The sequence below is a fragment of the Paucibacter aquatile genome (genome assembly GCF_002885975.1).
Lineage (GTDB): Bacteria > Pseudomonadota > Gammaproteobacteria > Burkholderiales > Burkholderiaceae_C > Paucibacter_A > Paucibacter_A aquatilis.
Window position 1 is genome coordinate 1,091,103 of the sequence record NZ_POSP01000003.1, and the last position, 24,691, is coordinate 1,115,793.

The following is a 24,691-nucleotide window of genomic DNA, read 5'->3' on the forward strand; positions in this document are numbered from 1 at the left end:
CGTTTTCACGCGTATTGATTTGGACGACATCGCTGCCCTTCCCCACACGCCAGCGCTGCATCAGTCGCAAGTGGCCCGACGCGTACGCCTGCTGGCCCAACAGGTGGGCGTCCTCATGGCCGGCCTGCTCTGGGCCTGGCTGCTGCTGGCCGCAGATCTCAAGCCCTCTCAGCTGGGCCTGAGCTGGTTGCCGGCCGGCATGAATGGTCTGATCTGGGCACCCGCCGCGGTGTCACTGGTTGCCCTTTGCCTGTGGGGGCCGCGCCTCTTGCCCGCGTTATGGCTGTCGCAGTTCGCCACGTCCTGCTTGATGCAAACCCCGCCGGCTCTCGCTGCCGGCCTGGCGGTCACCCAGCTTGCCGGCACCTGGATCGCCGTACAAGGTCTGCATGCCGGAGGCTTTCAAAGCCGGCTACAGCGACGCCGTGATGTCGCGCAATGGCTGCTGTTGGCAGCACTGGGTGGCGGCGGCCTGAGTGCTCTGCTGAGCTGTCTGCTGCTGCAATTCACCGGCGGAATCCCCGAACATGGCGCCTGGTCCGCCCTGCTGATGAGTTGGCTGAGCCAGAGTTTGGGCGTGTTGAGTCTGGCACCCCTGCTTTTTCAAGGCTTGCATGCCTTGGCCTCGCCGAACAAGTCCGCCGAGCCAGGCTCGCGGCTGTGGCCGCAAAACGCCAGGCCCTTGATTCCCACCCGCAACTGGAAGCGAAGCGCGCTGAGCGCGGCCTTGGCTGCGGCCTGCGCGCTGCTCCAAACCGGCCTGCTGTGGCGGCATGAAGGCCTGGACGCTGGCAGCCTGAGCCTGATGTTGGCGATCCTGCTGCTCTTCAGCCTGCTGACCCTTGTGCATCGACGCGGCTGGCTGACCGCAGCGTTGCTGCCCTGGCTCCTGGGCAGCTTGAGCCTGAGCTGGGCGCAAGGCTGGGGGCCACTGCAAGGCTTGAACCTGTTTGAGTTGTGCGCCGTGATGGCAAGCCTGGGCCTGGCCATGAGTCTTCTGCCGGCCCTGCTGCAGGCTCAGAACTGGGAGACGCGCAGCGAACGCCACCACTGGCAAGGCCTGCTGGCCGCCACCGGCATGGGCCTGGCCGAATGGCGGCTGGAGCGCAGCACGAAAGGCTCACGCGGCCTGGACGTCAGCCACCAGGCCTGTCCGACCTGGCTGCGCTACACCGGCGCCGCCGCCGCACAAGATGCTGCGGCCTGGCCCAGCGATTGGCTGGCCATCTGCCACCCGCTGGACCGCGAGCGTTGCCGCCAGGCTCTGGAAGGCCTGCTGCCGCCGGGCGGGCCCGATGAATTCATCGCCTCGCTGCGCCTGCCCAGCCTGGGTGGCGAGCCCGGGCTCTGGCACTGGTACGAGCTCAAGGGCAGCGTGCAGGCACGCGACCCGCAAGGCCATGCCCTGCGCCTGCTGACCCTGCTGCGCGACATCAACTGGCAACACCAGGCCGAGGAGCGCCAGCGCATGAGCGTGGCCTTGTTCCAGCATCTGCACGAAGGCCTGGCCGTCACCGACACCGAAGACCGGCTGCTGGACGCCAACCCGAGCTTTTGCCGCATGCTGGGCCACAGCCGCGAAACCCTGGTCGGACAGACCGCGCCGCCGTTGCAGATCCAGGTCTTGCGCCAATCGGGCCACAGCCCGGAACAGCTGCAGCTGGCCTTGCAGAGCGAGGGCTTCTGGCAAGGCCGCGTGCATGCCCAGCGCGCCGACGGCAGCCCTTGTCATCTGCAGCTGACGGTGTCCACCATTCCCGAGCCTGACGGCCCGCTGCGCTACCGGGTGCTGACCATGTCCGACCTGACCCTGGCCCTGCAGCAGCAGGACCGGCTGGACCGGCAGTCGCGCTTCGACCCCCTGACCGGCCTGCCCAACCACGACGAGTTCATGCGCCTGCTGCAAGGCGGCCTGGAGGCCAGCGAGCGCGACGGCTTCCATCTGAGCATCTGCCGCCTCGACCTGGATCAGTTCAAGCGCATCAATGCCGAGCATGGCCCCGAACGGGCCGACCTGCTGCTGCTACAGGTGGCCGAGCGCTTGCAAGGCGCCTTGCGCAGCAGCGCGCAATGGTCGGATGTGGTGGCGCGCCTGGGCGGCGACGAGTTTGCCCTGCTGCTGCGAGCCAAAAACCAGGACGAGTCCGAGCAAGCCCTGGAACGACTCTTGGCCGTGGTGTCTCAGCCCTACAAGCTGGCCGCCAGCCAGCCCGGCCAGGCCGACACCTTGATCCTCGACCTCAGCGCCAGCATGGGCGCCACGCTCTATCCGCAGGACGACAGCGACGCCGAGACCTTGATGCGCCATGCCGGCCATGCGCTCTACCGCGTCAAGCACACCGGGCGCAACGGTTACCGGCTGTTCGACACCGCCAAGCGCCTGCGCAACGAAGCCAGCCTGATCGCGCTGGCGCGCGTGCAGCAGGCCCTGGATGCCAGCGAGCTGCAGCTCTACTTCCAGCCCAAGATCGATATGCAGACCGGCCAGGTGCTGGGCATGGAAGCCCTGCTGCGCTGGCAGCACCCCGAACGCGGCCTCCTGGGCCCGGCCCATTTCCTGCCGCTGATCGAGCCCACCGGCCTGGGCGTGCAGGTTGGCGACTGGGTGATGGAACAAGCGCTCAAGCACAGCGAGCAATGGCTGGCCGAGGGCCTGGGCCTGAACATCAGCGTCAACGTCACCGCCCGCCAGCTGCAGATGCCCGAGTTTGCCCAGCGCCTGCAAGAGCTGCTGCAGCGGCACAGCGAGCCGGTGGCACGCCACCTGAGCCTGGAGGTGCTGGAATCCGCCGCCCTGGCCGACATCAATGCCACGCAAGCCCTGATCAAGCGCTGCCGCGGCTACGGCGTGAGCTTCGCCCTCGACGACTTCGGCACCGGCTACTCCACCCTGACCTATCTGCAACGCCTGCCGGTCGATGCGCTCAAGATCGACCGCTCCTTTGTGCAGAACATGCTGATCAACAGCCAGGACAGCGCCCTGGTCGAGGGCGTGATCGGCCTGGCCCACAACTTCGGCTGCAGCGTGGTGGCCGAGGGCGTGGAGACCGCCGCCCATGCCCGCGCCCTGCTGCGCCTGGGTTGCATCCAGGGCCAGGGCAATGGCATCGCCGAAGCCATGCCGGCCACCGAGGTGGCAGCCTGGGTGCGCGCCTTCCCGCAGTCCGGCTGGATGCAAGCGCTGCGGGCGCGCGAGGCTGCAGGGGCCGCGGTCACCCCGGGCGCGGCCCGAGGCTTGCCTTAGACTCGCCGCGTGATCCCACCAGGCTTTATTCAAGACCTTCTCTCCCGCACCGACATCGTCGAGGTCGTGGGCCGCCATGTCGAGCTGAAAAAAGCCGGCATCAACCACAAGGGCCTGTGCCCCTTCCACGGCGAAAAATCGCCCAGCTTCATCGTCAGCCCGACCCGGCAGACCTACCACTGCTTCGGCTGCGGCGTGCATGGCAATGCGGTGGGCTTCCTGATGGAGCACAGCGGCCTGGGCTTTGTCGAGGCGGTTCAGGAGCTGGCCCAGCAGGCCGGCATGCAAGTGCCGCAGGACGAACGCTCGGCCGAGGAACGCGAACGCGCCGCCGCGCAGAAAAAACGCCAGTCCACGCTGACCGATGTGCTGCTGCGCGCCAGCGACCATTACCGCGGCCAGCTGAAGAAATCACCCCGCGCCATCGATTACCTCAAGAAGCGCGGCCTCACCGGTCAGATCGCCGCCCATTTCGCCCTCGGCTACGCACCGGAAGGTTGGCGTGCCCTGGCCAGCGCGTTTCCGGCCTACGACGACCCGCTGCTGGCCGAGGCTGGCATGGTGATCGTCTCCGGCGAAGAAGGCGAAGAACAAAAGCGCTACGACCGATTTCGCGACCGCATCATGTTCCCGATCCGCAATGTCCAGGGCGACACCATCGGCTTCGGCGGCCGGGTGCTGGACAAGGGCGAACCCAAGTATCTGAACTCACCGGAAACCCCGGTCTTCAGCAAGGGCCGCGAGCTCTATGGCCTGTTCGAGGCCCGGGCCGGACTGCGCCAGCGCGGCTACGCCCTGGTGGTGGAAGGCTATATGGACGTGGTGGCCCTGGCGCAGAGCGGCTTCAACAATGCCGTGGCCACACTGGGCACGGCCTGCACGGCCGAGCATGTGCACAAGCTGTTTCGCTTCACCGAATCGGTGGTCTTCAGCTTCGACGGTGACGCTGCCGGCCGCCGGGCCGCGGGCCGAGCGCTGGAAGCCGCCCTGCCCCATGCCACCGATACCCGCAGCGTCAAGTTTTTGTTCCTGCCGGCCGAACACGACCCCGACTCTTACGTCCGCGAGCTCGGCGCCGAGGCCTTTGAGCGCTGTGTGCAGGAGGCGATCCCGCTCTCTCGCCGGCTGATGGAGGCTGCGGCCGAGGGCTGCGATCTGGGCAGCGTCGAAGGCCGCGCCCGCATGCTCTCCAATGCCCGGCCGCTCTGGCAGGCCTTGCCCCAGGGTCTGCTCAAGCGCGCGCTGCTGGGCGAGCTGGCCAAGCGCGCACAGCTCAGCGACCAGGATTTGATGAGCGCCTGGCAGGTGCAGGCCGAAGGCAGCCGTGGCGGCGGCCGCAGCGAGCAGCGCCCACCGCGCAACCCTGCCCCCAGCAGCCACTCGCCACGCAGCAGCTTCGAAGACGGCGACGAGCCGCCGCCAGATTTCGGCCCGGCCGACTACGAGCCCGCCGACTACGGCGATTTCCATCCCGACCCCAGCCATGGCGATGCTGCCGCGGGCGGCGGATCCTCGGCCGGGGAGCGCAAGCCCTGGCAGGGCAAGAAGGAATGGAAGCCCAGCGGCGACTGGAAGGACAAGAAAGACTGGAAAGGCAAAGGCAGCTGGAAACGCCGCGGCGAGGGCGAAGCGCCGCAGCTGCCGCGCCGCGCGCCCAGTTCCCCCATGGACAACGCCCTGCGCATGCTGCTGCTCAACAGCGCCTGGTGGGAGCGGCTGAGCGCCGAGGACCACCAGCTGCTGCACCAGCTACCCGGCGTGCACGGCGAACTGGTGACCTGGCTGGAGCGCTATCTGGTGCACCACGGCGCCGGCCCCTGGTCGGCACTGGAGGCTAGCATGTCGGAGGACGGCGTGCTCGATTCGGCGCGCGGCCTGCTGGTCGACCTGTTCACCGAGGACGAGCCGCAGTTCGAAGTCTTCCAGCTGGCCCTGCGCCAGCTCTGGATCGCCCGACTGGAGGGCGAGGCCCAGAAACTGGTGCAAGGCACGCCCAGCAGCGAGGACCTGCGCCGCTTCACCCAGATCCGCGCCCAGATCAAGCAGCTCAAGGACACCCCGCTCAGCCAGGAAAGCACGGCCTGAGAGGGCCCGCCCGCCGCGTAGTCCGTTGACAGCACGGCCAGCTTGGCACGGCGATTTTTGTAGCCACCTCGGCTTTGGGCGATAATGTGGGGTTTTCGCGCGCGTCTCAAGAGTGACGGCATGTGCTTCCGGACCCGGCCACCCAGCGACACTGGGCACCCACAGCGGTATCAAGGCCACCTGTATCCGCCAAGCCTTGCATTGACAAACGTACACGCTAGCTTGGTCGCGCCACGTTGCTGACAACGCTGACAAGAAGCTCAGCGAGGAACGCAGCGTCTGAATGCCACCTGGGTCGAACTCCGCCTTGAAAAGCGCAGTGAACGCCCCCAGGTGGCTGCTGCATGTCCGGCACACTGCAGCGCACCGGTTTCAGCGAAAAAATATTTCAGTTTCCCGCTTTCCCTAGCTTTTCGGCCCGCCCGCCCACCATCCACCCGAGGATCTGCATGACTGCCAAGAAGACCGCGCCCACCGCACCCGAAGCCGAAGAAACCAAAAAGCCCGCCGCCAAGGTCGTGCGGGTGGTCAAGGCCGTGAAGGCCGACGCAGCCACTGCCGAAAAAGCCGAGAAGCCGGCCAAGGCCGTGAAGGCGCCCAAGGCCGCAGCGGCCACGGCAGAGGGCGAGGACAAGCCCAAGCGCGGCCGCAAGCCCAAGGCAGCCACCGAGACCAAGAAGGCCGCAGGCAAGAAGGCCGCCGAGGTCGAGGAAGAAGACTTCTCGGACCTCGAAGCCGATCTGGAAGGCGAGCCCGAAGCCGAAGCCGAAGTGGCCGAAGCTGCCGAGGACAAGCCCAAGGCCAAGCCCCTGCGCATGAAGGTCTCGCGCGCCAAGGAGCGCGCGCTGATGCGTGAGTTCGGCCTGGAAGAAACGGCACTGACGGAAGAAGAAGCCGCCAAGCGCCGCCACGAGCTGAAGACCCTGATCAAGATGGGCAAGACGCGTGGTTTCCTGACCCATCAGGAAATCAACGACCACTTGCCCGAGAAGCTGGTCAACGAGGAAATCCTCGAGGCCATCATCTCCATGTTGAACGACATGGGCATCGCGGTCTACGAGCAGGCTCCAGATGCCGCCACCCTGCTGATCCAGGGCAGCGCCACCGCCACCTCGACCGAAGAAGAAGCCGAAGAAGCCGCCGAAGCCGCCCTGTCCACCGTGGACTCGGAATTCGGCCGCACCACCGACCCGGTGCGCATGTATATGCGCGAAATGGGCACGGTCGAACTGCTGACCCGCGAAGGCGAGATCGAAATCGCCAAGCGCATCGAAGGCGGCCTGCAGGCCATGATGCTGGCCATCTCGGCCTCGCCCACCACCATCGCCCACATCCTCGACCTGGCCGACAAGATCCGCGCCGGCGAGAAGACCATCTCGGAAGTGGTGGACGGCTTCGTCGCTGCCGATGAGGCCGACGACTATGTGGCCGAAGAAGACTTCGACGAGTTCGACGAAGAAGACGACGACGACGGCAACGGCGGCTCCAAGGCCCTGACCAAGAAGCTGGAAGAGCTGAAGAACGCCGCGCTGGTCAAGCTGGATTCGCTGGCCGTCAACTTCGACAAGATGCGCAAGGCTTTTGAGAAGGACGGCTACAAGTCGCCGACCTACAACAAGGCCCAGCAAGCCATCAGCGCCGAGCTGATGACCATCCGCTTCACCGTCAAGACGATTGAAAAGCTCTGCGATCTGCTGCGCTCGCAGGTGGACGATGTGCGCCGCTACGAGCGCGAACTGCGCAAGATCGTGGTCGACAAGTGCGGCATGCCACAGGAGTACTTCATCAAGAACTTCCCGCCCAATGCGCTGAACCGCGCCTGGGCCGAGAAGGAAGTCGCCGCCGGCAAGCCTTACTCTGCCGTGCTGGCCCGCAACCTGCCGCCGGTGCAGGAACTGCAGCAAAAGCTGATCGACATCCAGAGCAAGGCCGTCGTGCCGATTGATGACCTCAAGGACATCAACAAGAAGATGAACGAGGGCGAAAAGGCCTCGCGCGACGCCAAGAAGGAAATGATCGAGGCCAACTTGCGCCTCGTGATCTCCATCGCCAAGAAGTACACCAACCGCGGCCTGCAGTTCCTGGACCTGATCCAGGAAGGCAATATCGGCCTGATGAAAGCGGTGGACAAGTTCGAATACCGTCGCGGCTACAAGTTCTCGACCTATGCGACCTGGTGGATCCGTCAGGCCATCACCCGTTCGATCGCCGATCAGGCCCGCACCATCCGTATCCCGGTGCACATGATCGAAACGATCAACAAGATGAACCGCATCTCGCGCCAGCATCTGCAGGAATTCGGCTTTGAGCCGGATGCGCCGACCCTGGCCGAGAAAATGGAAATCCCCGAGGACAAGATCCGCAAGATCATGAAGATCGCCAAAGAGCCGATCTCCATGGAAACGCCGATCGGTGACGATGACGACAGCCACCTGGGCGATTTCATCGAGGACACCAACAACACCGCGCCAATCGAAGCAGCGATGCAAGCCGGCCTGCGCGATGTGGTGAAGGACATCCTCGACTCGCTGACCCCGCGCGAAGCCAAGGTGCTGCGCATGCGCTTCGGCATCGAAATGAGCACGGACCACACGCTGGAAGAAGTCGGCAAACAGTTCGACGTCACCCGCGAACGCATCCGCCAGATCGAAGCCAAGGCCATCCGCAAGCTCAAGCATCCGAGCCGCTCGGACAAGCTGCGCACATATCTGGACAACCTGTAAGCTTGGCCAGATGCGTAGCCCGCTACGGCGGGCTGCCGCGCAGCGGCGACGCGGCTTGAGCCGCAGGCACAAGCTGCGCACGTACCTGGGCAAGCTGTCATCAGGCGAGTCTGAAGAGCCAAGGGCTGGAGCGATCCAGCCCTTTTTATGGGCGCATCAGGGACACGGATTCGAGGCCGGCGCGCACACGAAACCCTGCCCACTGCCCTGACCATCCACCATCATGTGGGGCGGCTACACTGCCAAGAACTTCACGCACTTTCGCCCCTTCTGATCTGACATGGCCGACATCCGGGAACGCACTGTTTTGTTTGCCGATTTGCGCGGCAGCACAGCACTGTTCGAGACCCTGGGCAATGCCGAAGCCTCGGCCCTGGTCACCCACACCGTGAACCTGATCGCGCGTGCGGTCGACGAGTGCAATGGCCGCCTGATCAAGACCCTGGGCGACGGGCTGATGGCGGTGTTCGAGGTGCCGCGCGATGGCGTCAAGTCCGCCATCCGCATGCACGAGTTTCTGGAGCACCTGGTGGCGCGCGGCAAGCAGCAGGGTTCGGCCAGCCTGCGCGCCCTGCGCATGCAGGTGGCCCTGGCGCGCGGCGAGGTGGTGGAGCTCAACGGTGACTGCTTCGGCGATGCCGTCAATGTGGCCGCCCGCCTGCTCGACCACGCCGGCGACAACGAAACCCTGATCACCGCCGAGGTGCTCGCCGGCCTGCCCAGCACGCAAAAGCTGCGCTTTCGCAGCCTGGATCTGATCGCTCTGCGCGGCCGGGCCGAGCCGGTGCATGTCCATGTGCTGGACCAACCCAACCAGAGCGATATGGCGGCCACGCAGTTTGGCGAGGTGGTCCATGCGGTAGAGCCCGACGGCATCCGCCTGGTGTGGATGGATCTGGACCGCGTCTTCGACATCGACAGCATGCCCATCGTGCTGGGCCGCAGCGTGCAGGCCACCTACTGCATCACCGATGGCCGGGTGTCGCGCTCGCATGCCCGCATCGACTGGCATGGCGGCAGTTTTTCCATCACCGACCTCAGCTACAACGGCACCTTCGTGCGTTTCGGCCTGGACGGCGAGATCGTCAGCCTCAAGCGCGGCAGCTGCACCCTGCACGGCAGCGGTGCCATCGGCCTGGGCAGCCCGCCGGTGGACCCGACCTCGCCGACCGTGCGCTTCGAAGTGCTGCACTTCGCCGATACCGAGCCGCTGCAGCTGGGCAGCGCCAGCAGCAAACCCGGCAGCAACGCCAGCCAACACTGAGCTCGCCCCCTTGCCTGCAGCCCCACAGCTGCAGGCACTCAGACCAAGCCCTATCATGCCCGGATGAGCATGATGAAGCCTGAACCCGCCTACCGCCACGGTAGCGCCCCCAAGACCGCCCTCCTCTTCTGCAACCTCGGCACGCCCGAGGCGCCCACGGCCGCTGCGCTGCGCACCTACCTCGCTCAGTTCCTGAGCGACCCGCGGGTGGTTGAGATCCCGCGCTTGATCTGGATGCTGATCCTGCACGGCATCATCCTGCGCGTGCGCCCGGCCAAGTCAGCGGCCAAGTACGCCACCGTCTGGCTGCCAGAAGGCTCTCCGCTCAAGGTCTGGACCGAGCGTCAGTCCAAGCTGCTGCAAGGCCTGCTGGGCGAGCGTGGCCACCGCCTCAGCGTGCGCTACGCCATGCGCTACGGTCAGCCGTCCATCGCTGCCCAGCTTGATGCCCTGCGTACCGAAGGCGCCACCCGTGTGCTGGTGCTGCCAGCCTACCCGCAGTACTCGGGCGCCACCACCGCCAGCGTGATCGACGACGTGGCGCGCTGGAGCTTGCAGACCCGCCACCTGCCCGAGCTGCGTTTCATCAACCGCTACTACGACCAGCCCCAGCACATCGCCGCCCTGGCGGACAGCGTGCGCCGCCACTGGGCCGAGCACGGCCGCAGCGACAAGCTGGTGATGAGTTTCCACGGCATGCCGGCCCGCACCCTGGCCCTTGGTGATCCCTATCACTGCGAATGCCTGAAGACCGGCCGCTTGCTGGCCGAGGCCCTGGGGCTCAGTCGCGAGCAATGGCTGGTGACCTTCCAGAGCCGCTTCGGCAAGGCCAAATGGCTGGAGCCCTACACCGAACCCAGCCTGATCAAGCTGGCCCAGGAGGGCCTGAAGAGCGTCACCCTGATCTGCCCCGGATTCAGCGCCGACTGCCTGGAGACGCTGGAAGAAATCAACCAGGAAGCGCGCGAAGCGTTCCTGCACGCGGGCGGCCAACGCTTCAGCTATGTGCCCTGCCTGAACGACGACCCGGCCGGCTTGCGCGCCCTGGCCGACCTGGCCGAACAGCATCTGCAAGGCTGGCCCACGCGCGAGGTGGCTGATGCCTCCGCCCTGGCGGCACAGCGCGAACGCGCGCTGGCCCTGGGCGCCAAGGACTGATCAGGGCGCGAGCCCCTGATCAGGAAGGTCAGGTGGTGTGCGCCGCATTGCGCTGCGCCGCCAGCCTCACCTCACGCCAGCGCACCACCCGCGGCCACAGCCGCGGCAAGACCAGCACCAGCACCACCAGCGCCAGCAGGCCGGCCGACATGGGCCGCTGCACGAACACACCCCAGTGGCCCTCGCCGATAGACAGGGCATTGCGCATCTGCGCCTCGGCAATCGGGCCCAGAATCATGCCCACCACCACCGGTGCGGTCGGGAAGTCAAAGCGGCGCATCACCACGCCCAGCAAGCCGATGGCCAACATGACGACCAAATCGAACGCACTCTGGCGCATGCCGTAGACCCCCACGGTGGCGAAGATCAGGATGCCGGCGTAGAGCTGCGGCTTGGGGATCTTGAGCAGCTTGACCCACAGGCCCACCAAGGGCAGGTTCAGCACCAGCAGCATCACATTGCCGATGTAGAGCGAGGCGATCAGGGCCCAGACCAGGGTGGACGAGGTCTGGAACAGCTGCGGTCCGGCCTGGATGCCGTAGTTCTGCAGAGCCGAGAGCATGATGGCCGCGGTCACCGAGGTCGGGATGCCCAGGGTCAGCAGCGGCACCAGAGTGGCGGTCACCGCGGCATTGTTGGCGGCCTCGGGGCCGGCCACGCCTTCGATGGCGCCGGTGGTGCCAAACTCCTCCGGGTGCTTGCTCAGCTTGCGCTCGGCGGCATAGCTCAGAAAGGTCGGAATCTCCGAGCCACCGGCCGGGATGGTGCCGAAGGGGAAACCGATCACTGTGCCACGCAGCCAGGCCGGCCAGGAGCGGCGCCACTCGCTGCCTGTCATGTGCACGCTGCTCATCTTGTTGATCTCTTGCGTGCTCCGGCCCTCGTAGAGCGCGTTGTACAAGGTCTCGCCCACCGCAAACAAGCCCACGGCCACCAGCACCGCCTCGATGCCGTCCATGAACTCGGGCACGCCGCCGGTGTAGCGCACCTGCGCGGTGATCTGGTCCAGGCCGACCAGGCCCATGGCCAGTCCGATGAACAAGGCCGTCATGCCGCGCAGCGTGCTCTTGCCCAGCACCGCGCTGACGGTGGTGAAGGCCAGCAGCATCAGACAGAAGTATTCCGGCGGGCCGAGGGTCACGGCGAACTCGGCCATGACCGGCGCGAACAGCGTCACCAGCACGGTGGCAATCGTGCCGGCCACGAAGGAGCCGATGGCCGAGGTGGCCAGGGCCGCACCGGCGCGGCCGCTCTTGGCCATCTTGAAGCCCTCCAGCGCCGTCACCATGGTCCCGGTCTCACCGGGGGTGTTGAGCAGGATGGAGGTGGTGGATCCGCCGTACATGGCACCGTAGTAAATGCCGGCGAAGAAAATCATCGAGGCCGTGGGCTCGACCTGGGAGGTGATGGGCAGCAACATGGCCACCGTCACCGCCGGGCCCAGGCCCGGCAGCACACCGATGCCGGTGCCGATCACACAGCCCAGAAAGGCCCAGAGCAGATTGACCGGCGTGCCGGCCGTCATGAAGCCGCCGAGCAGCTGATTCCAGAGTTCCATGGCGTTGTCGTCCTCAGAGCCAGCCGCTGGCCGTCAGGCCGGGCAGCTGGATGGCCAGCAGTTTGGTGAAGAGCCAGAAGACCGGCGCGGCAATCAGCACGCCGCTGACGCCGTCGATCACGGTCTGGCGAAGATCGCCGCCGGGGCGGCCTTCCGACATGCGCAGGCCACGCACCGCCAGGGTGAAGCACAAGGCACACGCCAGGATGAAGCCGACCACGGTGATCAGGCCGGCATTGGCGAGCACACCCGCCACCACCCAGGCCACCGCCTTCCAGTCGCCCTGGGCCGCGCCCGAGGGCGTCTCCATGGCGCGGTAACCGCCGCTGCGCGCTTCCCAGATCAGCCAGGTGCCGCAGATCATCAGCACCACCGAGACCAGCCAGGGCAAGGCATTGGGGCCGACACCGGCGTAGCCGGCATCGGAAGGAATGAAGGTGGCGCCGTACGCCATCAGCGCGCCGATCAGCAGTGCGCCACCGCCGACCAGGCTCTGGTGCAGCACGGAGGAAGAAGAAGTTTCGGTCGCCATAGGACCCTCGCTAACAAATGAACTCAGCGCCATCCCGCCCAGCTCCCGCCCGGCCGGATGCGCGTGCCACGCCTTGCCGGCGCGTGATCGCTCAGATCATTCCGGACTTGACCATCACGGCCCGCAGCATGGCGAACTCCTGGTCCACGAAATCGGCAAAGGCCTTGCCGGTCAGCAGTGCCGGGGTCCAGCCGTTCTTCTCCAGCGCCTCGATCCAGCTCTTGTTGCGGAAGACCAGGGTCATCATGTCGGTCAGCGCCTTGTGCTGCTCCATGCTGATGCCCGGGGGCGCGTAGACGCCGCGCCAGTTGCCGATCTCGACATTGATGCCCAGTTCGCGCAGCGTCGGCACGTTCAGGCCCTTGAGCCGGGTCGGCGCGGTCACGGCGATGGGGCGCATCTTGCCGCTCTCGATGTACTGGGCGAACTCGCTGTAGCCGCTGCCACCGACGGTGACATTGCCACCCAAGATGGCGGCCGTGGCCTCGCCGCCGCCGCGGAAGGGCACGTAGTTGATCTTGGCCGCATCCACACCAACATCGCGGGCGATCATGGCTGCCGCCACATGCTCGGTCGAGCCGCGCGAGCCGCCGCCCCATTTCACGCTGCCGGGGTCTTTCTTCATCTGCTCGACCACGTCCTTCATGGTCTTGAGCGGCGAGTTGGACGGCAGCACAAAGACGTTGTACTCGCTGGTCAGGCGCGCGATCGGGGTGGCTTGCGTCAGGCTGACCGGCGGCTTGCCGGTGATGATGCCGCCCAGCATCACCGCGCCCATGACCATCAGCGCGTTGCCATCGCCCTTGCTGGCGTTGACGAATTGGGCCAGGCCGATGGCACCGGCTGCGCCACCCTTGTTCTCGTACTGCACCGAGGACGCCATGCCCGCGTCCTGCAAGGCCTTGCCCAGGGCACGACCGGTGGTGTCCCAGCCGCCGCCCGGGTTGGCGGGGATCATCATCTTGATGTTGGCGCTGGCGCTCGCCAGCTCCGGCAAGGCGCCGGCGGCAGCCAGGGCGGCCAGGGATTTCAGAAAGGTGTCGCGACGCATGGTGCTTGTCTCCTGTGTTTTTGCTGTCTTGTGGGTCGTCTCGGCGCCGCAGCGGCAGAGGGCTGCCGCGGCCTGAGCCCGATCAGAACGAGTGATAGATGCCCAATTCCGTGCCGGTCGAGCTCTGCCCTGCCAGCACGGCCGAGCCGCCAGGGATCAGGAACTTGCCGGTCGCGCTGTTCTGCACCCGCGAGGTGGTGGCGTAGATCGAGCTGCGCTTGGACAGGTTGTAGACATACCCCAGGGCCAGCAGCTTGCCACTGTAGTCGCTGCCGTTGGCGCTGTCGCGGTTCTTGGAGCGCACATGGCTGAAACGCAGCACATGGGCGCCCTGGGTGTAGGTGCCGCCCAGCACCCAATTGGTCTGCTCGCGCGTGGCCTGTTTGCTGACGTGATACAGGCCGAGCAGCTTGAAGGCATCAACCGTGTAGCTGCCGCCCAGATTGCCCACCTTGAACTTGGTGCCGGCCGCGGTGTTGGTGGTCTCTGACCAGGCGCCGGCCACATCGAGTGACCCTTGCGCATAGCCCAGGCGGCCGCCCACATATTTGCCGGTCGACCCCTCGCCCGCGGCCATCATGGCCTGGCCGTAGATGCCGCCCAGATTCGAGGGCAGGAAGTAGCCGACCGAGTTGTCCGAGCGGATCACCGTCTTGGCCGTGGACGAGGCGCCGTCGAAGCCATAGACCAGATTGCTGGCGGCACCGACACCGTTGGTGCCGAAGGCATTGAAGCGGCTGATGTTCCAGAAGGTGGGCACATAGTCGCGGCCCAGGCGCACCTCACCGGCCGCCTTGTCGCTGACGCTGACGGTCGCGCGGCGGCGCCAGTCACCGCCCGAACCCACATCGGGGCCCACCGCGCCTTCGAGGTGGAAGCTGGCGCTCAGTCCATTGCCCAGATCCTCAGTGCCGCGAAAGCCGATGCGGCTGGTCTGCATGCCGTCGATGCTGACCAGGGACAGGTTCTTGCCACCGTTGGACAGGCGCTGCACGCCCACGTCCATGACGCCGAAAATCGTCACCGAGCTCTGCGCAGCGGCCAAGCCGGCGCTGCTGCACAACACAGCCAGAGCCAGGCCGCGGCCCAGGACTTGAGATCCACGCTTCGTTTTCATAGGTCTTGTCTCCGTCATTTTTGGGTTTGGTTTTGGACGCAGGCGGGGCGGCTCGCCCAGCGTGCACCGCCATGGTGCTGAGCCAGGCTGTCAAATGCCTGTCCAAAGCCCTGGGGCAAAACCCGAGGCGGCCGAGGCCCGGCGGCGCGGGGGCGCTCTGCTATCGTTGCCCGCATGAAACTCTTGGTGATCGAGGACAACCTGGCGATGCAAACCACGCTGCAGCGATCCTTCGAGCGCCGCGGCTTTCGCGTCAGCACCTGTGACGATGGCGAGCGTGCCCTCTCGCGCTGGCGCGCCAGCCTGCCCGATGTCGTGCTGCTGGACCTGTCCATGCCGGGCCGCGATGGCCTCGATGTGCTCAGCGAAGCGCGCGCCGAAGGCCTGGACACCCCCGTCATCATCATCACCGCGCGCGGCACCCTGGGTGACCGCATCCTCGGTCTCAACATCGGGGCCGACGACTACCTGCCCAAACCCTTTGACCTGGACGAGCTGGAAGCCCGCGTGCGCGCCTTGGTGCGCCGGCGCGGCCCGCAAGGCAGCAACCCGCACGGCGCCGACGACCGGCCCCTGACGCCCGAGTTCTGCGGACTGCGCGCCGACCCCGACAGCGGTGCCGTCTACCTGCGCGGCCAGCCTCTGGACCTGGCGCCGCGCGAGGCCGCCCTGCTGCGCGCCCTGCTGGCCAAGCCCGGCCAGGCGGTGGCCAAGGAGCGCTTGTTCGACCTGGTGTTTGCCGGTGCGAGCGAGGCGCTGCCTGATGCCATCGAGGTGGTGGCCTACCGCCTGCGCAAAAAGCTGGCCGCCAGCGACAGCAGCGCCCGCCTGGCCACCTTGCGCGGCCTCGGATACCTGCTGCAGGCCGAAGCCGGCGATGCCTGAGTCTTCAAGCGTTTCCAGCGAAGCGAGCTCACGCTGGAGCCGGCTGTCCATGCGCAGCCGCCTGCTGCTGGGCATCTTGCTGCCGGTGGGCCTGCTGGTGGCCATCAACACCGTCAGCCTCTACCGCGAGGCCCTGAGCGCCGTCGACACGGCCTATGACCGCACCCTGCTGGCCTCGGCCAAGGCGATCGGTGAGCTGCTCAGCGTGGAGGGCTCGCCGCAAGGCCCGCGGCTGCGCGCCAGCGTGCCCTATTCGGCGCTGGAGACTTTCGAGTCGGGCAACAGCACGCGGCTGTATTTCAAGGTCAGCGGCTTCCAGGGCGAGATGCTGGCCGGCTACGAGGACCTGCCGGCCTGGAAAGGCCCCCTGCCCCAACGCAGCAAGTACGCCGCCCTGGTGGATTTTTACGATGGCTTCTACCGCGGCGAGCCGGTGCGCATGGCCGTGCTGCTGCAGCCGGTGGCCGGCCAGGCCGGCATCGGCCAGGCCACCATCCAGGTGGCCGAAACCCTGGACCTGCGCCACGCCCTGGCCCGCCAGGTACTGCTGGACACGCTCTGGCGCCAGGCCACCATGCTGGCGGTGATTGCCGGCGTGGTCTGGCTGGTGGTGCAGCGCTCGACGCGGCCGGTGCGCGCGCTCAGCGAGCTGATCCAGTCGCGCGAGGCCGATGACCTGCGCCCGCTGCCCAGCGCTCCGAGCGGCCTGCCGGCCGAGCTGCAGCCGCTGATCGCGGCCACCAACGAAGCCCTGACCCGCCAGGCCCGGCTGCTGGAGCACCAGAAGCGCTTTGTGCGCGATGCCTCGCACCAGCTGCGCACGCCGCTGGCCGTGCTCAAGGTGCAGGTGCAATCGGCCCGGCAAGGCGATGTCGAGCCCATGCAGGCCCTGGCCGAGATCGACACCACCGTGGCCCGCGCCACCCAGGTCGCCAACCAGATGCTGGCCCTGGCCAAGGCCGAGCAGATGCGCCAGCAGGGCGACCAACCCCATGCCGCCATGCCGCGCCAGGACTGGGCCGAGGTGACACGCGCCGTGGCCCTGGACCTGGCGCCCCTGATCGTGCAGCGCGGCCTGGATTTCGACATCAGCACCGAGCCCGCCCCCATCGCCAGCCACGAATGGGCCTTGCGCGAGCTGACCCGCAATCTGCTGCACAACGCCATCCTACATACGCCTGCTGGCGGGCGGCTGACGATCGAGCTGCGCGGTCTGGACGAGCTGGCGCGGCTGACCATTGCCGACAGCGGCCCGGGCCTCTCGCCGGCGCAGCAGGCGCGCCTCTTCCTGCCCTTTGCGAGCGGCGACAACCCCTCCGGCTCAGGCCTGGGCCTGGCCATCTGCCACGCCCTGGTGATGTCGCTGAACGGCCGCATCGCGCTCAGCAACCGACTCGGGGCGGAGGGGCAGGTGGGCGGGCTGGACGCGGTGGTGGAACTGCCCCGGGCCGGCACCTGAGCGAAAGCCTGAGCGAAAATCGCCGGCATGAAAAACAAGGGCAAAGAAGAGCACGACGCCGCCGAAACCGGCGTGCGCCTGGACAAATGGCTCTGGGCGGCGCGTTTCTTCAAGACCCGCTCGCTGGCCGCCGAGGAAATTGGCAAGGGCCGGGTGCAGGTGAACGAGCAGGTGGCCAAGGCTTCGCGCGAGCTCAAGCTCGGTGACCTGCTGCATTTCCGCCAGGGCGTGGTGGATCGCGAGGTGCGCGTGCTGGGCCTGAGCCCGCAGCGCGGCCCGGCCAGCCAGGCGCAGGGCATGTACGAAGAAACGCCCGAGAGCATCCGGCGCCGCGAGCTGGCGGCCGAGCGCCGCCGTCTGGCGCCCGAGCCGGCCGCCACCATCACCCAGGGCCGCCCCACCAAGCAGGACCGCCGCCGCCTCAGCGACTGGGACCGCTGGTCGGCCAGCGCTGACTCAGAATGAGAAAATAGCGGGTTAACCCGGCCTATTTCCTTCGAAAAGCCCTCTTGAAATCGAGGGCATGGGGCCCATATGCGCCCCATTGCTTCTTTTTGCATCATGACCACAGACACTCCCACCCCCCAAGAGCCGATCCCCGAGACCTCTGCCGCCGAGACCGGCGCGGACAGCGCTGCGACCAAGCTGGCCGAGGTGGAAGCCCGCCTGGCCGAGATGTCGGACGCCTACCTGCGCGCCAAGGCCGAGGTGGAGAACATCCGCCGCCGCTCGGAAGAAGAAATGTCCAAGGCCCGCAAGTTCGCCGTGGAATCCTTCGCCGAATCCATGCTGCCCGTGATGGACAGCATGGACGCCGCCATCGCCCTGCCCGACGCCAAGGTCGAGACGGTGCTGGAAGGCGTGCACGCCACCCGCCGCCAGCTGGCCTCGGCCCTGGAGCGCAACAAGGTGCTGGAGATCAACCCCAGCGCCGGCACCAAGTTCGACCCGCACCAGCACCAGGCCATCTCGGTCGTGCCGGCCGAGCAAGAGCCCAACACGGTGGTCATGGTCCTGCAAAAGGGCTACTCCATCGCCGAGCGCGTGCTGCGCCCGGCCCTGGTGACCGTCACCGCCCCGAAATAAAGACAAAACTGCACGAAATGCTCGGTCGGCCGGGCTTGAAAGCCCGACCGCCAGCCGCAGCTAAGAACCATCCGGCCGCCGCGCCAGCGCTTTCACCAGCCATCAGCGCGCCGCCAGCAACGCATCAAAATTCTTCAGGAGTAAGACCATGGGAAAGATCATTGGCATTGACTTGGGCACCACGAACTCGTGCGTGGCCGTCATGGAAGGCAACACGACCCGCGTGATCGAGAACGCCGAAGGCGCTCGCACCACCCCGTCCATCATTGCCTACCAAGAAGATGGCGAGATCCTGGTCGGCGCCTCGGCCAAACGCCAGGCCGTGACCAACCCCAAGAACACCCTGTACGCGGTGAAGCGCCTGATCGGCCGCAAATTCACCGAGAAGGAAGTGCAAAAAGACATCGAGCTGATGCCTTACGCCATCGCAGCCGCCGACAACGGCGACGCCTGGGTGGAAGTGCGCGGCAAGAAGCTGGCACCGCCGCAGATCAGCGCCGAAGTGCTGCGCAAGATGAAGAAGACCGCCGAGGACTACCTCGGTGAGGAAGTGACCGAAGCTGTGATCACGGTGCCGGCCTACTTCAACGACGCCCAGCGCCAAGCCACCAAGGACGCCGGCCGCATCGCCGGCCTGGACGTCAAGCGCATCATCAACGAGCCCACCGCCGCGGCCCTGGCCTTCGGCCTGGACAAGCATGGCAAGGGCGACCGCAAGATCGCGGTGTATGACCTGGGCGGCGGCACCTTTGACGTGTCCATCATCGAAATCGCCGATGTGGACGGCGAAATGCAGTTCGAAGTGCTGTCGACCAACGGCGACACCTTCCTGGGCGGCGAAGACTTCGACCAGCGCATCATTGACTACATCGTCACCGAGTTCAAGAAAGAGCAAGGCGTCGACCTGACCAAGGACGTGCTGGCCCTGCAGCGCCTGAAGGAAGCCGCAGAAAAGGCCAAGATCGAGCTGTCCAACAGCTCGCAAACCGACGTCAACCTGCCCTACATCACCGCCGACGCGACCGGCCCCAAGCACCTGAACGTCAAGCTGACCCGCGCCAAGCTGGAGTCGCTGGTGGACGAGCTGATCGAGCGCACCATCGCCCCCTGCCGCACCGCCATCAAGGACGCGGGCGTGGCCGTGGGTGCCATCGACGACGTGATCCTGGTCGGCGGCATGACCCGCATGCCCAAGGTGCAAGAGAAGGTCAAGGAGTTCTTCGGCAAGGAACCGCGCCGTGACGTGAACCCGGACGAAGCTGTGGCCGTGGGGGCTGCGATTCAAGGCCAGGTGCTGGGCGGCGACCGCAAGGACGTGCTGCTGCTGGACGTGACCCCGCTGTCCCTGGGCATCGAAACCCTGGGTGGCGTGATGACCAAGATGATCGCCAAGAACACGACCATCCCGACCAAGTTCAGCCAGACCTTCTCCACCGCCGACGACAACCAGCCGGCCGTGACCATCAAGGTCTACCAAGGCGAGCGCGAGCTGGCCTCGGGCAACAAGAGCCTGGGTGAGTTCAACCTCGAAGGCATCCCGCCGGCACCGCGCGGCACGCCGCAGATCGAAGTGTCCTTCGACATCGACGCCAACGGCATCCTGCACGTCGGCGCCAAGGACAAGGGCACCGGCAAGGAAAACAAGATCACCATCAAGGCCAACTCCGGCCTGTCCGAAGCCGAGATCGAAAAGATGGTCAAGGACGCCGAAGCCAACGCCGGCGAGGACAAGAAGAAGGTTGAGCTGGTGCAGGCCCGCAACCAGGCCGATGGTCTGGTGCACAGCGTGCGCAAGTCGCTGACCGAGCATGGCGACAAGCTGGAAGCCGGTGAGAAGGAAAAGATCGAGGAAGCCATCAAGGCCGCCGAAGAATCGATCAAGTCCGACGACAAGGCCGACATCGAAGCCAAGACCGAAGCCCTGATGACCGCCAGCCAGAAGCTGGGCGAGAAGATCTACGCCGACGCACAAGGCGCGCAAGCTGCGCAGGCGGCGGCAGCCGGTGCCGCCGGTGGCGAGCAGCCGCAGGCTCAGCAAGCTTCCGCCAAGCCGGCCGACGACAATGTGGTCGACGCCGAGTTCAAGGAAGTCAAGGACTCGAAGTAAGAAAGACCTTGGGCGCGCCGGTCTCCAATGAGAAACCGGCCGTCTTCGCCGCCGCGCCGCAGCCAAGGAGGTTTGATGCCTCCCCCGCTCGACGCGGCGCTGTTGTTTTGAACCGCACGGACCCCGCCCATGGCAAAGCGTGACTATTACGAGATCCTCGGCCTCGCCAAAACGGCAACCGAAGAAGAGATCAAGAAGGCCTACCGCAAGCTGGCCATGAAGTACCACCCCGACCGCAACCAGGGCGAGGGTGCGAAGAAGGCCGAAGAACAGTTCAAGGAGGCCAAAGAGGCCTACGAGATGCTGTCCGACGCGCAAAAGCGCGCGGCCTATGACCAATACGGCCATGCCGGCGTCGACCCGAATATGGGCGGCCGCGGCGGCCCGGGTGCCGAAGGCTTTGGCGGCTTCGCCGAGGCCTTTGGCGACATCTTTGGCGACATCTTCAACGGCGGCGGTGGTGGCCGGCGCGGCGGCGGCCAGCAGGTCTACCGCGGCAGCGACCTGTCCTACGCCATGGAGATCACGCTGGAAGAAGCGGCCCGCGGCAAGGAATCGCAGATCCGCATCCCCAGCTGGGACAACTGCGAGACCTGCAGCGGCACCGGCGCCAAGCCCGGCACCAGCGCCAAGAGCTGCGGCGCCTGCAATGGCTCGGGCACGGTGCACATGCGCCAAGGCTTTTTCTCGGTGCAGCAGACCTGCCCGCACTGCCACGGCACCGGCAAGATCATTCCGGACCCCTGCACCGCCTGCAACGGCCAAGGCAAGGTCAAGAAAAGCAAGACGCTGGAAGTCAAGATCCCGGCCGGCATCAACGAAGGCATGCGCATTCGCTCGGCCGGCAATGGCGAACCCGGTGTCAACGGCGGCCCCTCGGGCGACCTGTACATCGAGATTCGCATCAAGCAGCACGAGATCTTCGAGCGCGACGGGGATGACCTGCACTGCACCATGCCGGTGGGCCTGACCACGGCCACCCTGGGCGGCACGATCGAAGTGCCCACCCTGGGCGGCAAGGCCGAAATCGAGCTGCCCGAAGGCACCCAGCATGGCAAGACCTTCCGCCTGCGCGGCAAGGGCATCAAGGGCGTGCGCTCGAGCTACCCCGGCGATCTGTACTGCCACATCAGCGTGGAAACCCCAGTCAAGCTGACCGAGTACCAGCGCAAGCTGATGAAGGAGCTGGACAAGAGCTTCCGCGAAGGCGGCGAGAAGCACTCGCCCAATGCCAAGAGCTGGACCGACCGGGTCAAGGACATCTTCAAGTAAGCCCTCGGGAGGGCCCTCCGGCCCCTCCCCCAGCGCCCGCCATCAGGTCCCACCGGGCCTGATCCGGGCGCTTTTTCTTGCCCGCCTCGGCATGCGCTGGGCTCAGAAATGCCGGGCAAACACCGAGCTGTTGTGGCCTTGGGGGCACTCAAGTCGGCCGGCCGGCGCGCCGATACTCCCGGTGTGAGAAGCCCGATGCCCACCGCCCCACGCCCCGCCCGCCCCGCCCGCCCTGACCGCGGCGGCCGCGCCGCGACCTGCTTGCGCCGGGAGGCCCCATGGCCTTGATGGACCGCGAGATCCAGAACGCCAGCGCGCTGATCATCGACAGCAACTCGACCTCGCGCAGCCTGCTCTCGGCCCAGCTGCGCGATCTGGGTGTGCAGCAGGTGCGCCAGGCCTCGCGCGTCAGCGACGCCCGCGTCATCCTGGAGCACAAGACCTACGACATCGTGCTCTGCGACTACCACTTCGACGGCACCGAAATGTCTGGCCAGGATCTGCTGGACGAGTTGCGCCGCGAGCACCTGCTGCCCTACTCCACCGTCTTCGTCATGGTCACCGGCGAAGCGTCCTATGCCAAGGTGGCCGAGGCCGCCGAGGCTGCGCTCGACGCCTACCTGATCAAACCCTACACCAGCGCCTCGCTGGCCGACCGCCTGGCCCATGCGCGCCACCGCAAGCGCGTGCTCAAGGACATCTTCGAGGCGATCGAGAAGCAGGAGTTCGAGGCTGCCGCGGCCCATTGCCTCAAGCGATTCAATGCCCGTGCCGAGTTCTGGCTCTATGCCGCCCGCATCGGTGCCGAGCTTTTGCTGCGCCTGAACCGCCACGAAGAGGCCCACAAGCTCTACGACGCCATCATCGAAGCCAAGACCGTGCCCTGGGCACGCCTGGGCGTGGCGCGCTCCGAGCTGGCCGCTGGCAATCTGGTGGCGGCACGGCGCACGCTGGAAACCCTGATCGGCGACATCCCCGACCATGCCGATTCCTACGACGTGATGGGCCGAGTGCAGATGGAACAAGGCGAGCTGGAAGCGGCCCTGGAGACCTACCGCACCGCCGCCAAGCTCACCCCCGGCTGCTTGCTGCGCCAGCAACGCTGCGGCAGCCTGGCCTTCTACGCCGGCCAGCGCGAAGAGTCGCTGAAGATGATGGAGCGCACCATGGCCCAAGGCCTGCGCTCCAAGCTGTTTGACATGCTGAGCCTGGTGCTGATCGGTTTCATGCGCTTTGACAACAAGGACATCAAGGGCCTGAAGTACGCGCACGACGCCATGGTGCAGGAGTTGGAACGGCGGCCGCAGTCCAAGCGCCTGCAGCGCTTCGAGGCCGTGTTCCGCGGCCTGCGCCATCTGGCCGAACACAAGGTCGGCAATGCCCTGGAGCTGGCCCGCCAGCTCAGCGCCGAGGCAGACGGCGAAGATTTCGACCTCGAAGCCGCCAGCCTGCTGGTGGGCCTGTGGATCCGCCTGTCCAAGCTGGCCATTCAGCTGGATGAGATGGGGCCCATCATGTCCCAGCTGGGCCTGCGCTTTTGCACCTCCAAAGCCAGCTCGGAGCTGCTGGTCTCGGTCAGCGAGGACAACGAGGCCGTGGCCAACGAGTTCCGCAGCTGCCACACCCGCATCTTCGGCGTGGCCGAAACGGCCATGCGCCATTCCATGCGCGGCTCCGCCCGCACCGGTGTGGAGCTGCTGATCCAGCAAGGCGAAAGCACCCGCAACGCCAAGCTGATCGACATGGCCAGCCTGGTGCTCAAGCGCCATGCCGAGAAGATCGACGACGCCGAACAACTGGCTGAGCGCATCAGCGAGCTGCAGGCGCGCTACGTCATCCCCATCGCCTCGCTGAACAACCGCAACCGCGCCGCCGGCGGCCTGGCCTTGCGCACCGGCGCCCCGAGCTGAGCGCCCCTCAAGCGGATCAGAACAGGCGGCCCTGGCTGGAGGGCTCGGTTGCCGACGATGCCGGGCGCTGAGTTGCTGGCCGCTGAAAGCGCGTCAGGTCGAGCGGATAGCGCTCACGCGACAGGCCCAGGCGGGCGCAGGCCTTGTGCAGGCGCTGCGACAGCAGCTGGGCCCAGATGCCCTCGCCGCGCATGCGGCTGCCGAAGTTCGGGTCATTGTCACGGCCGCCGCGCATATCCCGCACCCGGGCCATGATGCGCGCGGCCCGCTCGGGCACATGGCGCTGCAGCCAGTCCTGGAACAGCGGGTTCACCTCCCAAGGCAGGCGCAGCGGGATGCAAAAGGCCGAGCGTGCACCCAGCGCAGCGGCCGCTTCCAGGATCTGCTCCAGCTCCGGCTCGTTGAGAAAGGGAATCAAGGGCGACACGCTCACCCCCACGGGCACCCCGGCCTCGGCCAGGGTCTGCAAGCTGCGCAGGCGCCGCTGGGGCGAGGCGGCACGCGGCTCCAGGATGCGGGCCAGGGCCGGGTCCAGGGTGGTGATGGAGATGTAGCAGGACACCAGCTGCTGCTCGGCCATGGGCTGGAGCAGATCCAGATCGCGCTCGATGCCCGAAGACTTGGTCACCACCGAGAAGGGGTGGCGATGCGCCTGCAGCACCTCGATCAAGGCCCGCGTGATGCCCAGCTTGCGCTCGATGGGCTGGTAGGCATCGGTGGCCGTGCCCAGGCAGGTCAGGCGTGGCACATAGCGCGGGCTGGCGAAGCTGGCCTGCAGGCGCTCGGCGGCGTTGACCTTGGCGATGATGCGGGTCTCGAAATCCAGCCCGGGCGAGAGGTTGAGATAGCTGTGCGTCGGCCGGGCGAAGCAGTAGACACAGCCATGCTCACAACCCCGGTAGGGATTGATGGACTGGTCAAAGGGGATGTCGGGCGATTGGTTGCCCGAGAGGATGCGCTGGGCGCGCTCCTCGATGATTTGGGTGCTGGGCGGCAAGGCCTCGGGATCGAAGCTCTGGGCCAGCGAGCCCCAGCCATCATCGAACTGCTCGCGCTGTTCGCTCTGGAAGCGGTGCGCCAGCGCCCAGGCCGTGCCCCGCCCTTTCAGGGTGTCGGCGGCGATGTAGAGCGGCTGGTCCGTCGGAACCGGCGGCAGCGGGCGCTTGGGGCGGCTTGGTGGGAGGGGTGACATACTGTACGTTTATACAGCATTTCGCGCATCCCGTTCGCACAGTTCACC

The 24,691-nt window shown here is 66.5% G+C and carries 17 protein-coding genes; 12 read left to right on the forward strand and 5 right to left on the reverse strand.

Going from position 1 to position 24,691, the window contains the following annotated elements; translation table 11 throughout:
• Positions 1-19: 19 nt before the first annotated feature.
• The 5 genes from C1O66_RS07945 (at position 20) to hemH (ending at position 10,474) form a co-directional block, all read left to right on the forward strand.
• The gene (locus tag C1O66_RS07945) at positions 20-3,244 is read left to right on the forward strand and encodes a bifunctional diguanylate cyclase/phosphodiesterase (protein ID WP_102767382.1); all 3,225 of its coding nucleotides are present in this window, start codon (positions 20-22) and stop codon (positions 3,242-3,244) included.
• A gap of 9 nt (positions 3,245-3,253) precedes the next feature.
• Complete coding sequence (dnaG, locus tag C1O66_RS07950; protein WP_102767383.1) at positions 3,254-5,329, forward strand: DNA primase; 2,076 nt, start codon at positions 3,254-3,256, stop codon at positions 5,327-5,329.
• Between the two features lie 449 nt (positions 5,330-5,778).
• Positions 5,779-8,052 (forward strand): RNA polymerase sigma factor RpoD, encoded by a 2,274-nt coding sequence (rpoD, locus tag C1O66_RS07955; RefSeq protein ID WP_102767384.1) that lies wholly within the window; start codon positions 5,779-5,781, stop codon positions 8,050-8,052.
• A 280-nt stretch (positions 8,053-8,332) separates the two neighbouring features.
• On the forward strand, positions 8,333-9,316 hold the full coding sequence (locus tag C1O66_RS07960; RefSeq protein ID WP_102767385.1) for an adenylate/guanylate cyclase domain-containing protein: 984 nt from the start codon (positions 8,333-8,335) through the stop codon (positions 9,314-9,316).
• 63 nt (positions 9,317-9,379) lie between these two features.
• Positions 9,380-10,474: a ferrochelatase gene (gene hemH, locus C1O66_RS07965; RefSeq protein ID WP_394341022.1), complete on the forward strand. Its 1,095-nt coding sequence runs from the start codon at positions 9,380-9,382 to the stop codon at positions 10,472-10,474.
• Positions 10,475-10,502: 28 nt separating this feature from the next.
• On the opposite strand, the gene C1O66_RS07970 is transcribed toward hemH, so the two are convergent.
• From C1O66_RS07970 to C1O66_RS07985, 4 genes are all read right to left on the reverse strand, one after another.
• The gene (locus tag C1O66_RS07970; protein ID WP_102767386.1) at positions 10,503-12,032 is read right to left on the reverse strand and encodes a tripartite tricarboxylate transporter permease; all 1,530 of its coding nucleotides are present in this window, start codon (positions 12,030-12,032) and stop codon (positions 10,503-10,505) included.
• Between the two features lie 13 nt (positions 12,033-12,045).
• Entirely contained in the window at positions 12,046-12,564 is a 519-nt protein-coding gene (locus C1O66_RS07975; RefSeq protein ID WP_102767387.1) for a tripartite tricarboxylate transporter TctB family protein, read from the reverse strand.
• Positions 12,565-12,655: 91 nt separating this feature from the next.
• Positions 12,656-13,615 carry a Bug family tripartite tricarboxylate transporter substrate binding protein gene (locus C1O66_RS07980; RefSeq protein WP_102767388.1) on the reverse strand — a complete coding sequence of 320 codons (960 nt, stop codon included), beginning with the start codon at positions 13,613-13,615 and terminating at the stop codon, positions 12,656-12,658.
• A gap of 82 nt (positions 13,616-13,697) precedes the next feature.
• Positions 13,698-14,732, reverse strand: a complete 1,035-nt coding sequence (locus tag C1O66_RS07985; protein ID WP_165794531.1) for a porin — start codon at positions 14,730-14,732, stop codon at positions 13,698-13,700.
• A gap of 174 nt (positions 14,733-14,906) precedes the next feature.
• On the opposite strand from C1O66_RS07985, the gene C1O66_RS07990 reads away from it, so the two are divergent.
• From C1O66_RS07990 to C1O66_RS08020, 7 genes are all read left to right on the forward strand, one after another.
• A complete protein-coding gene (locus C1O66_RS07990; RefSeq protein WP_102767390.1) occupies positions 14,907-15,617 on the forward strand; it encodes a response regulator transcription factor in 711 nt (236 codons plus the stop codon).
• Positions 15,610-17,076, forward strand: coding sequence for a sensor histidine kinase (locus tag C1O66_RS07995; protein ID WP_102767391.1), 1,467 nt, complete (start codon positions 15,610-15,612; stop codon positions 17,074-17,076). Before C1O66_RS07990 ends, C1O66_RS07995 begins: the two co-directional genes overlap by 8 nt.
• A 27-nt stretch (positions 17,077-17,103) precedes the next feature.
• Positions 17,104-17,541 (forward strand): RNA-binding S4 domain-containing protein, encoded by a 438-nt coding sequence (locus C1O66_RS08000; protein WP_102767392.1) that lies wholly within the window; start codon positions 17,104-17,106, stop codon positions 17,539-17,541.
• Positions 17,542-17,637: 96 nt separating this feature from the next.
• The gene (gene grpE / locus C1O66_RS08005; protein WP_102769540.1) at positions 17,638-18,162 is read left to right on the forward strand and encodes a nucleotide exchange factor GrpE; all 525 of its coding nucleotides are present in this window, start codon (positions 17,638-17,640) and stop codon (positions 18,160-18,162) included.
• 148 nt (positions 18,163-18,310) lie between these two features.
• Positions 18,311-20,269 carry a molecular chaperone DnaK gene (gene dnaK, locus C1O66_RS08010; protein WP_102767393.1) on the forward strand — a complete coding sequence of 653 codons (1,959 nt, stop codon included), beginning with the start codon at positions 18,311-18,313 and terminating at the stop codon, positions 20,267-20,269.
• A gap of 129 nt (positions 20,270-20,398) precedes the next feature.
• Positions 20,399-21,541, forward strand: coding sequence for a molecular chaperone DnaJ (gene dnaJ, locus C1O66_RS08015; RefSeq protein ID WP_102767394.1), 1,143 nt, complete (start codon positions 20,399-20,401; stop codon positions 21,539-21,541).
• A 278-nt stretch (positions 21,542-21,819) separates the two neighbouring features.
• Positions 21,820-23,451 carry a response regulator gene (locus tag C1O66_RS08020; protein WP_102767395.1) on the forward strand — a complete coding sequence of 544 codons (1,632 nt, stop codon included), beginning with the start codon at positions 21,820-21,822 and terminating at the stop codon, positions 23,449-23,451.
• A gap of 16 nt (positions 23,452-23,467) precedes the next feature.
• Here the strand turns inward: C1O66_RS08020 and C1O66_RS08025 are convergent, their stop codons facing one another.
• Positions 23,468-24,643, reverse strand: a complete 1,176-nt coding sequence (locus C1O66_RS08025; RefSeq protein ID WP_102767396.1) for a PA0069 family radical SAM protein — start codon at positions 24,641-24,643, stop codon at positions 23,468-23,470.
• Between the last annotated feature and the right edge of the window lie 48 nt (positions 24,644-24,691).

Bases quoted from the DNA above. Each gene is read 5' to 3' on its own strand.
- rpoD (WP_102767384.1), top strand. From the start codon at position 5,779: ATGACTGCCAAGAAGACCGCGCCCACCGCACCCGAAGCCGAAGAAACC.
- C1O66_RS07960 (WP_102767385.1), top strand. From the start codon at position 8,333: ATGGCCGACATCCGGGAACGCACTGTTTTGTTTGCCGATTTGCGCGGC.
- hemH (WP_394341022.1), top strand. From the start codon at position 9,380: ATGAGCATGATGAAGCCTGAACCCGCCTACCGCCACGGTAGCGCCCCC.
- C1O66_RS07970 (WP_102767386.1), bottom strand. From the start codon at position 12,032: ATGGAACTCTGGAATCAGCTGCTCGGCGGCTTCATGACGGCCGGCACG.
- C1O66_RS07975 (WP_102767387.1), bottom strand. From the start codon at position 12,564: ATGGCGACCGAAACTTCTTCTTCCTCCGTGCTGCACCAGAGCCTGGTC.
- C1O66_RS07980 (WP_102767388.1), bottom strand. From the start codon at position 13,615: ATGCGTCGCGACACCTTTCTGAAATCCCTGGCCGCCCTGGCTGCCGCC.
- C1O66_RS07985 (WP_165794531.1), bottom strand. From the start codon at position 14,732: ATGAAAACGAAGCGTGGATCTCAAGTCCTGGGCCGCGGCCTGGCTCTG.
- C1O66_RS07990 (WP_102767390.1), top strand. From the start codon at position 14,907: ATGAAACTCTTGGTGATCGAGGACAACCTGGCGATGCAAACCACGCTG.
- C1O66_RS07995 (WP_102767391.1), top strand. From the start codon at position 15,610: ATGCCTGAGTCTTCAAGCGTTTCCAGCGAAGCGAGCTCACGCTGGAGC.
- C1O66_RS08000 (WP_102767392.1), top strand. From the start codon at position 17,104: ATGAAAAACAAGGGCAAAGAAGAGCACGACGCCGCCGAAACCGGCGTG.
- grpE (WP_102769540.1), top strand. From the start codon at position 17,638: ATGACCACAGACACTCCCACCCCCCAAGAGCCGATCCCCGAGACCTCT.
- dnaK (WP_102767393.1), top strand. From the start codon at position 18,311: ATGGGAAAGATCATTGGCATTGACTTGGGCACCACGAACTCGTGCGTG.
- dnaJ (WP_102767394.1), top strand. From the start codon at position 20,399: ATGGCAAAGCGTGACTATTACGAGATCCTCGGCCTCGCCAAAACGGCA.
- C1O66_RS08020 (WP_102767395.1), top strand. From the start codon at position 21,820: ATGGCCTTGATGGACCGCGAGATCCAGAACGCCAGCGCGCTGATCATC.
- C1O66_RS08025 (WP_102767396.1), bottom strand. From the start codon at position 24,643: ATGTCACCCCTCCCACCAAGCCGCCCCAAGCGCCCGCTGCCGCCGGTT.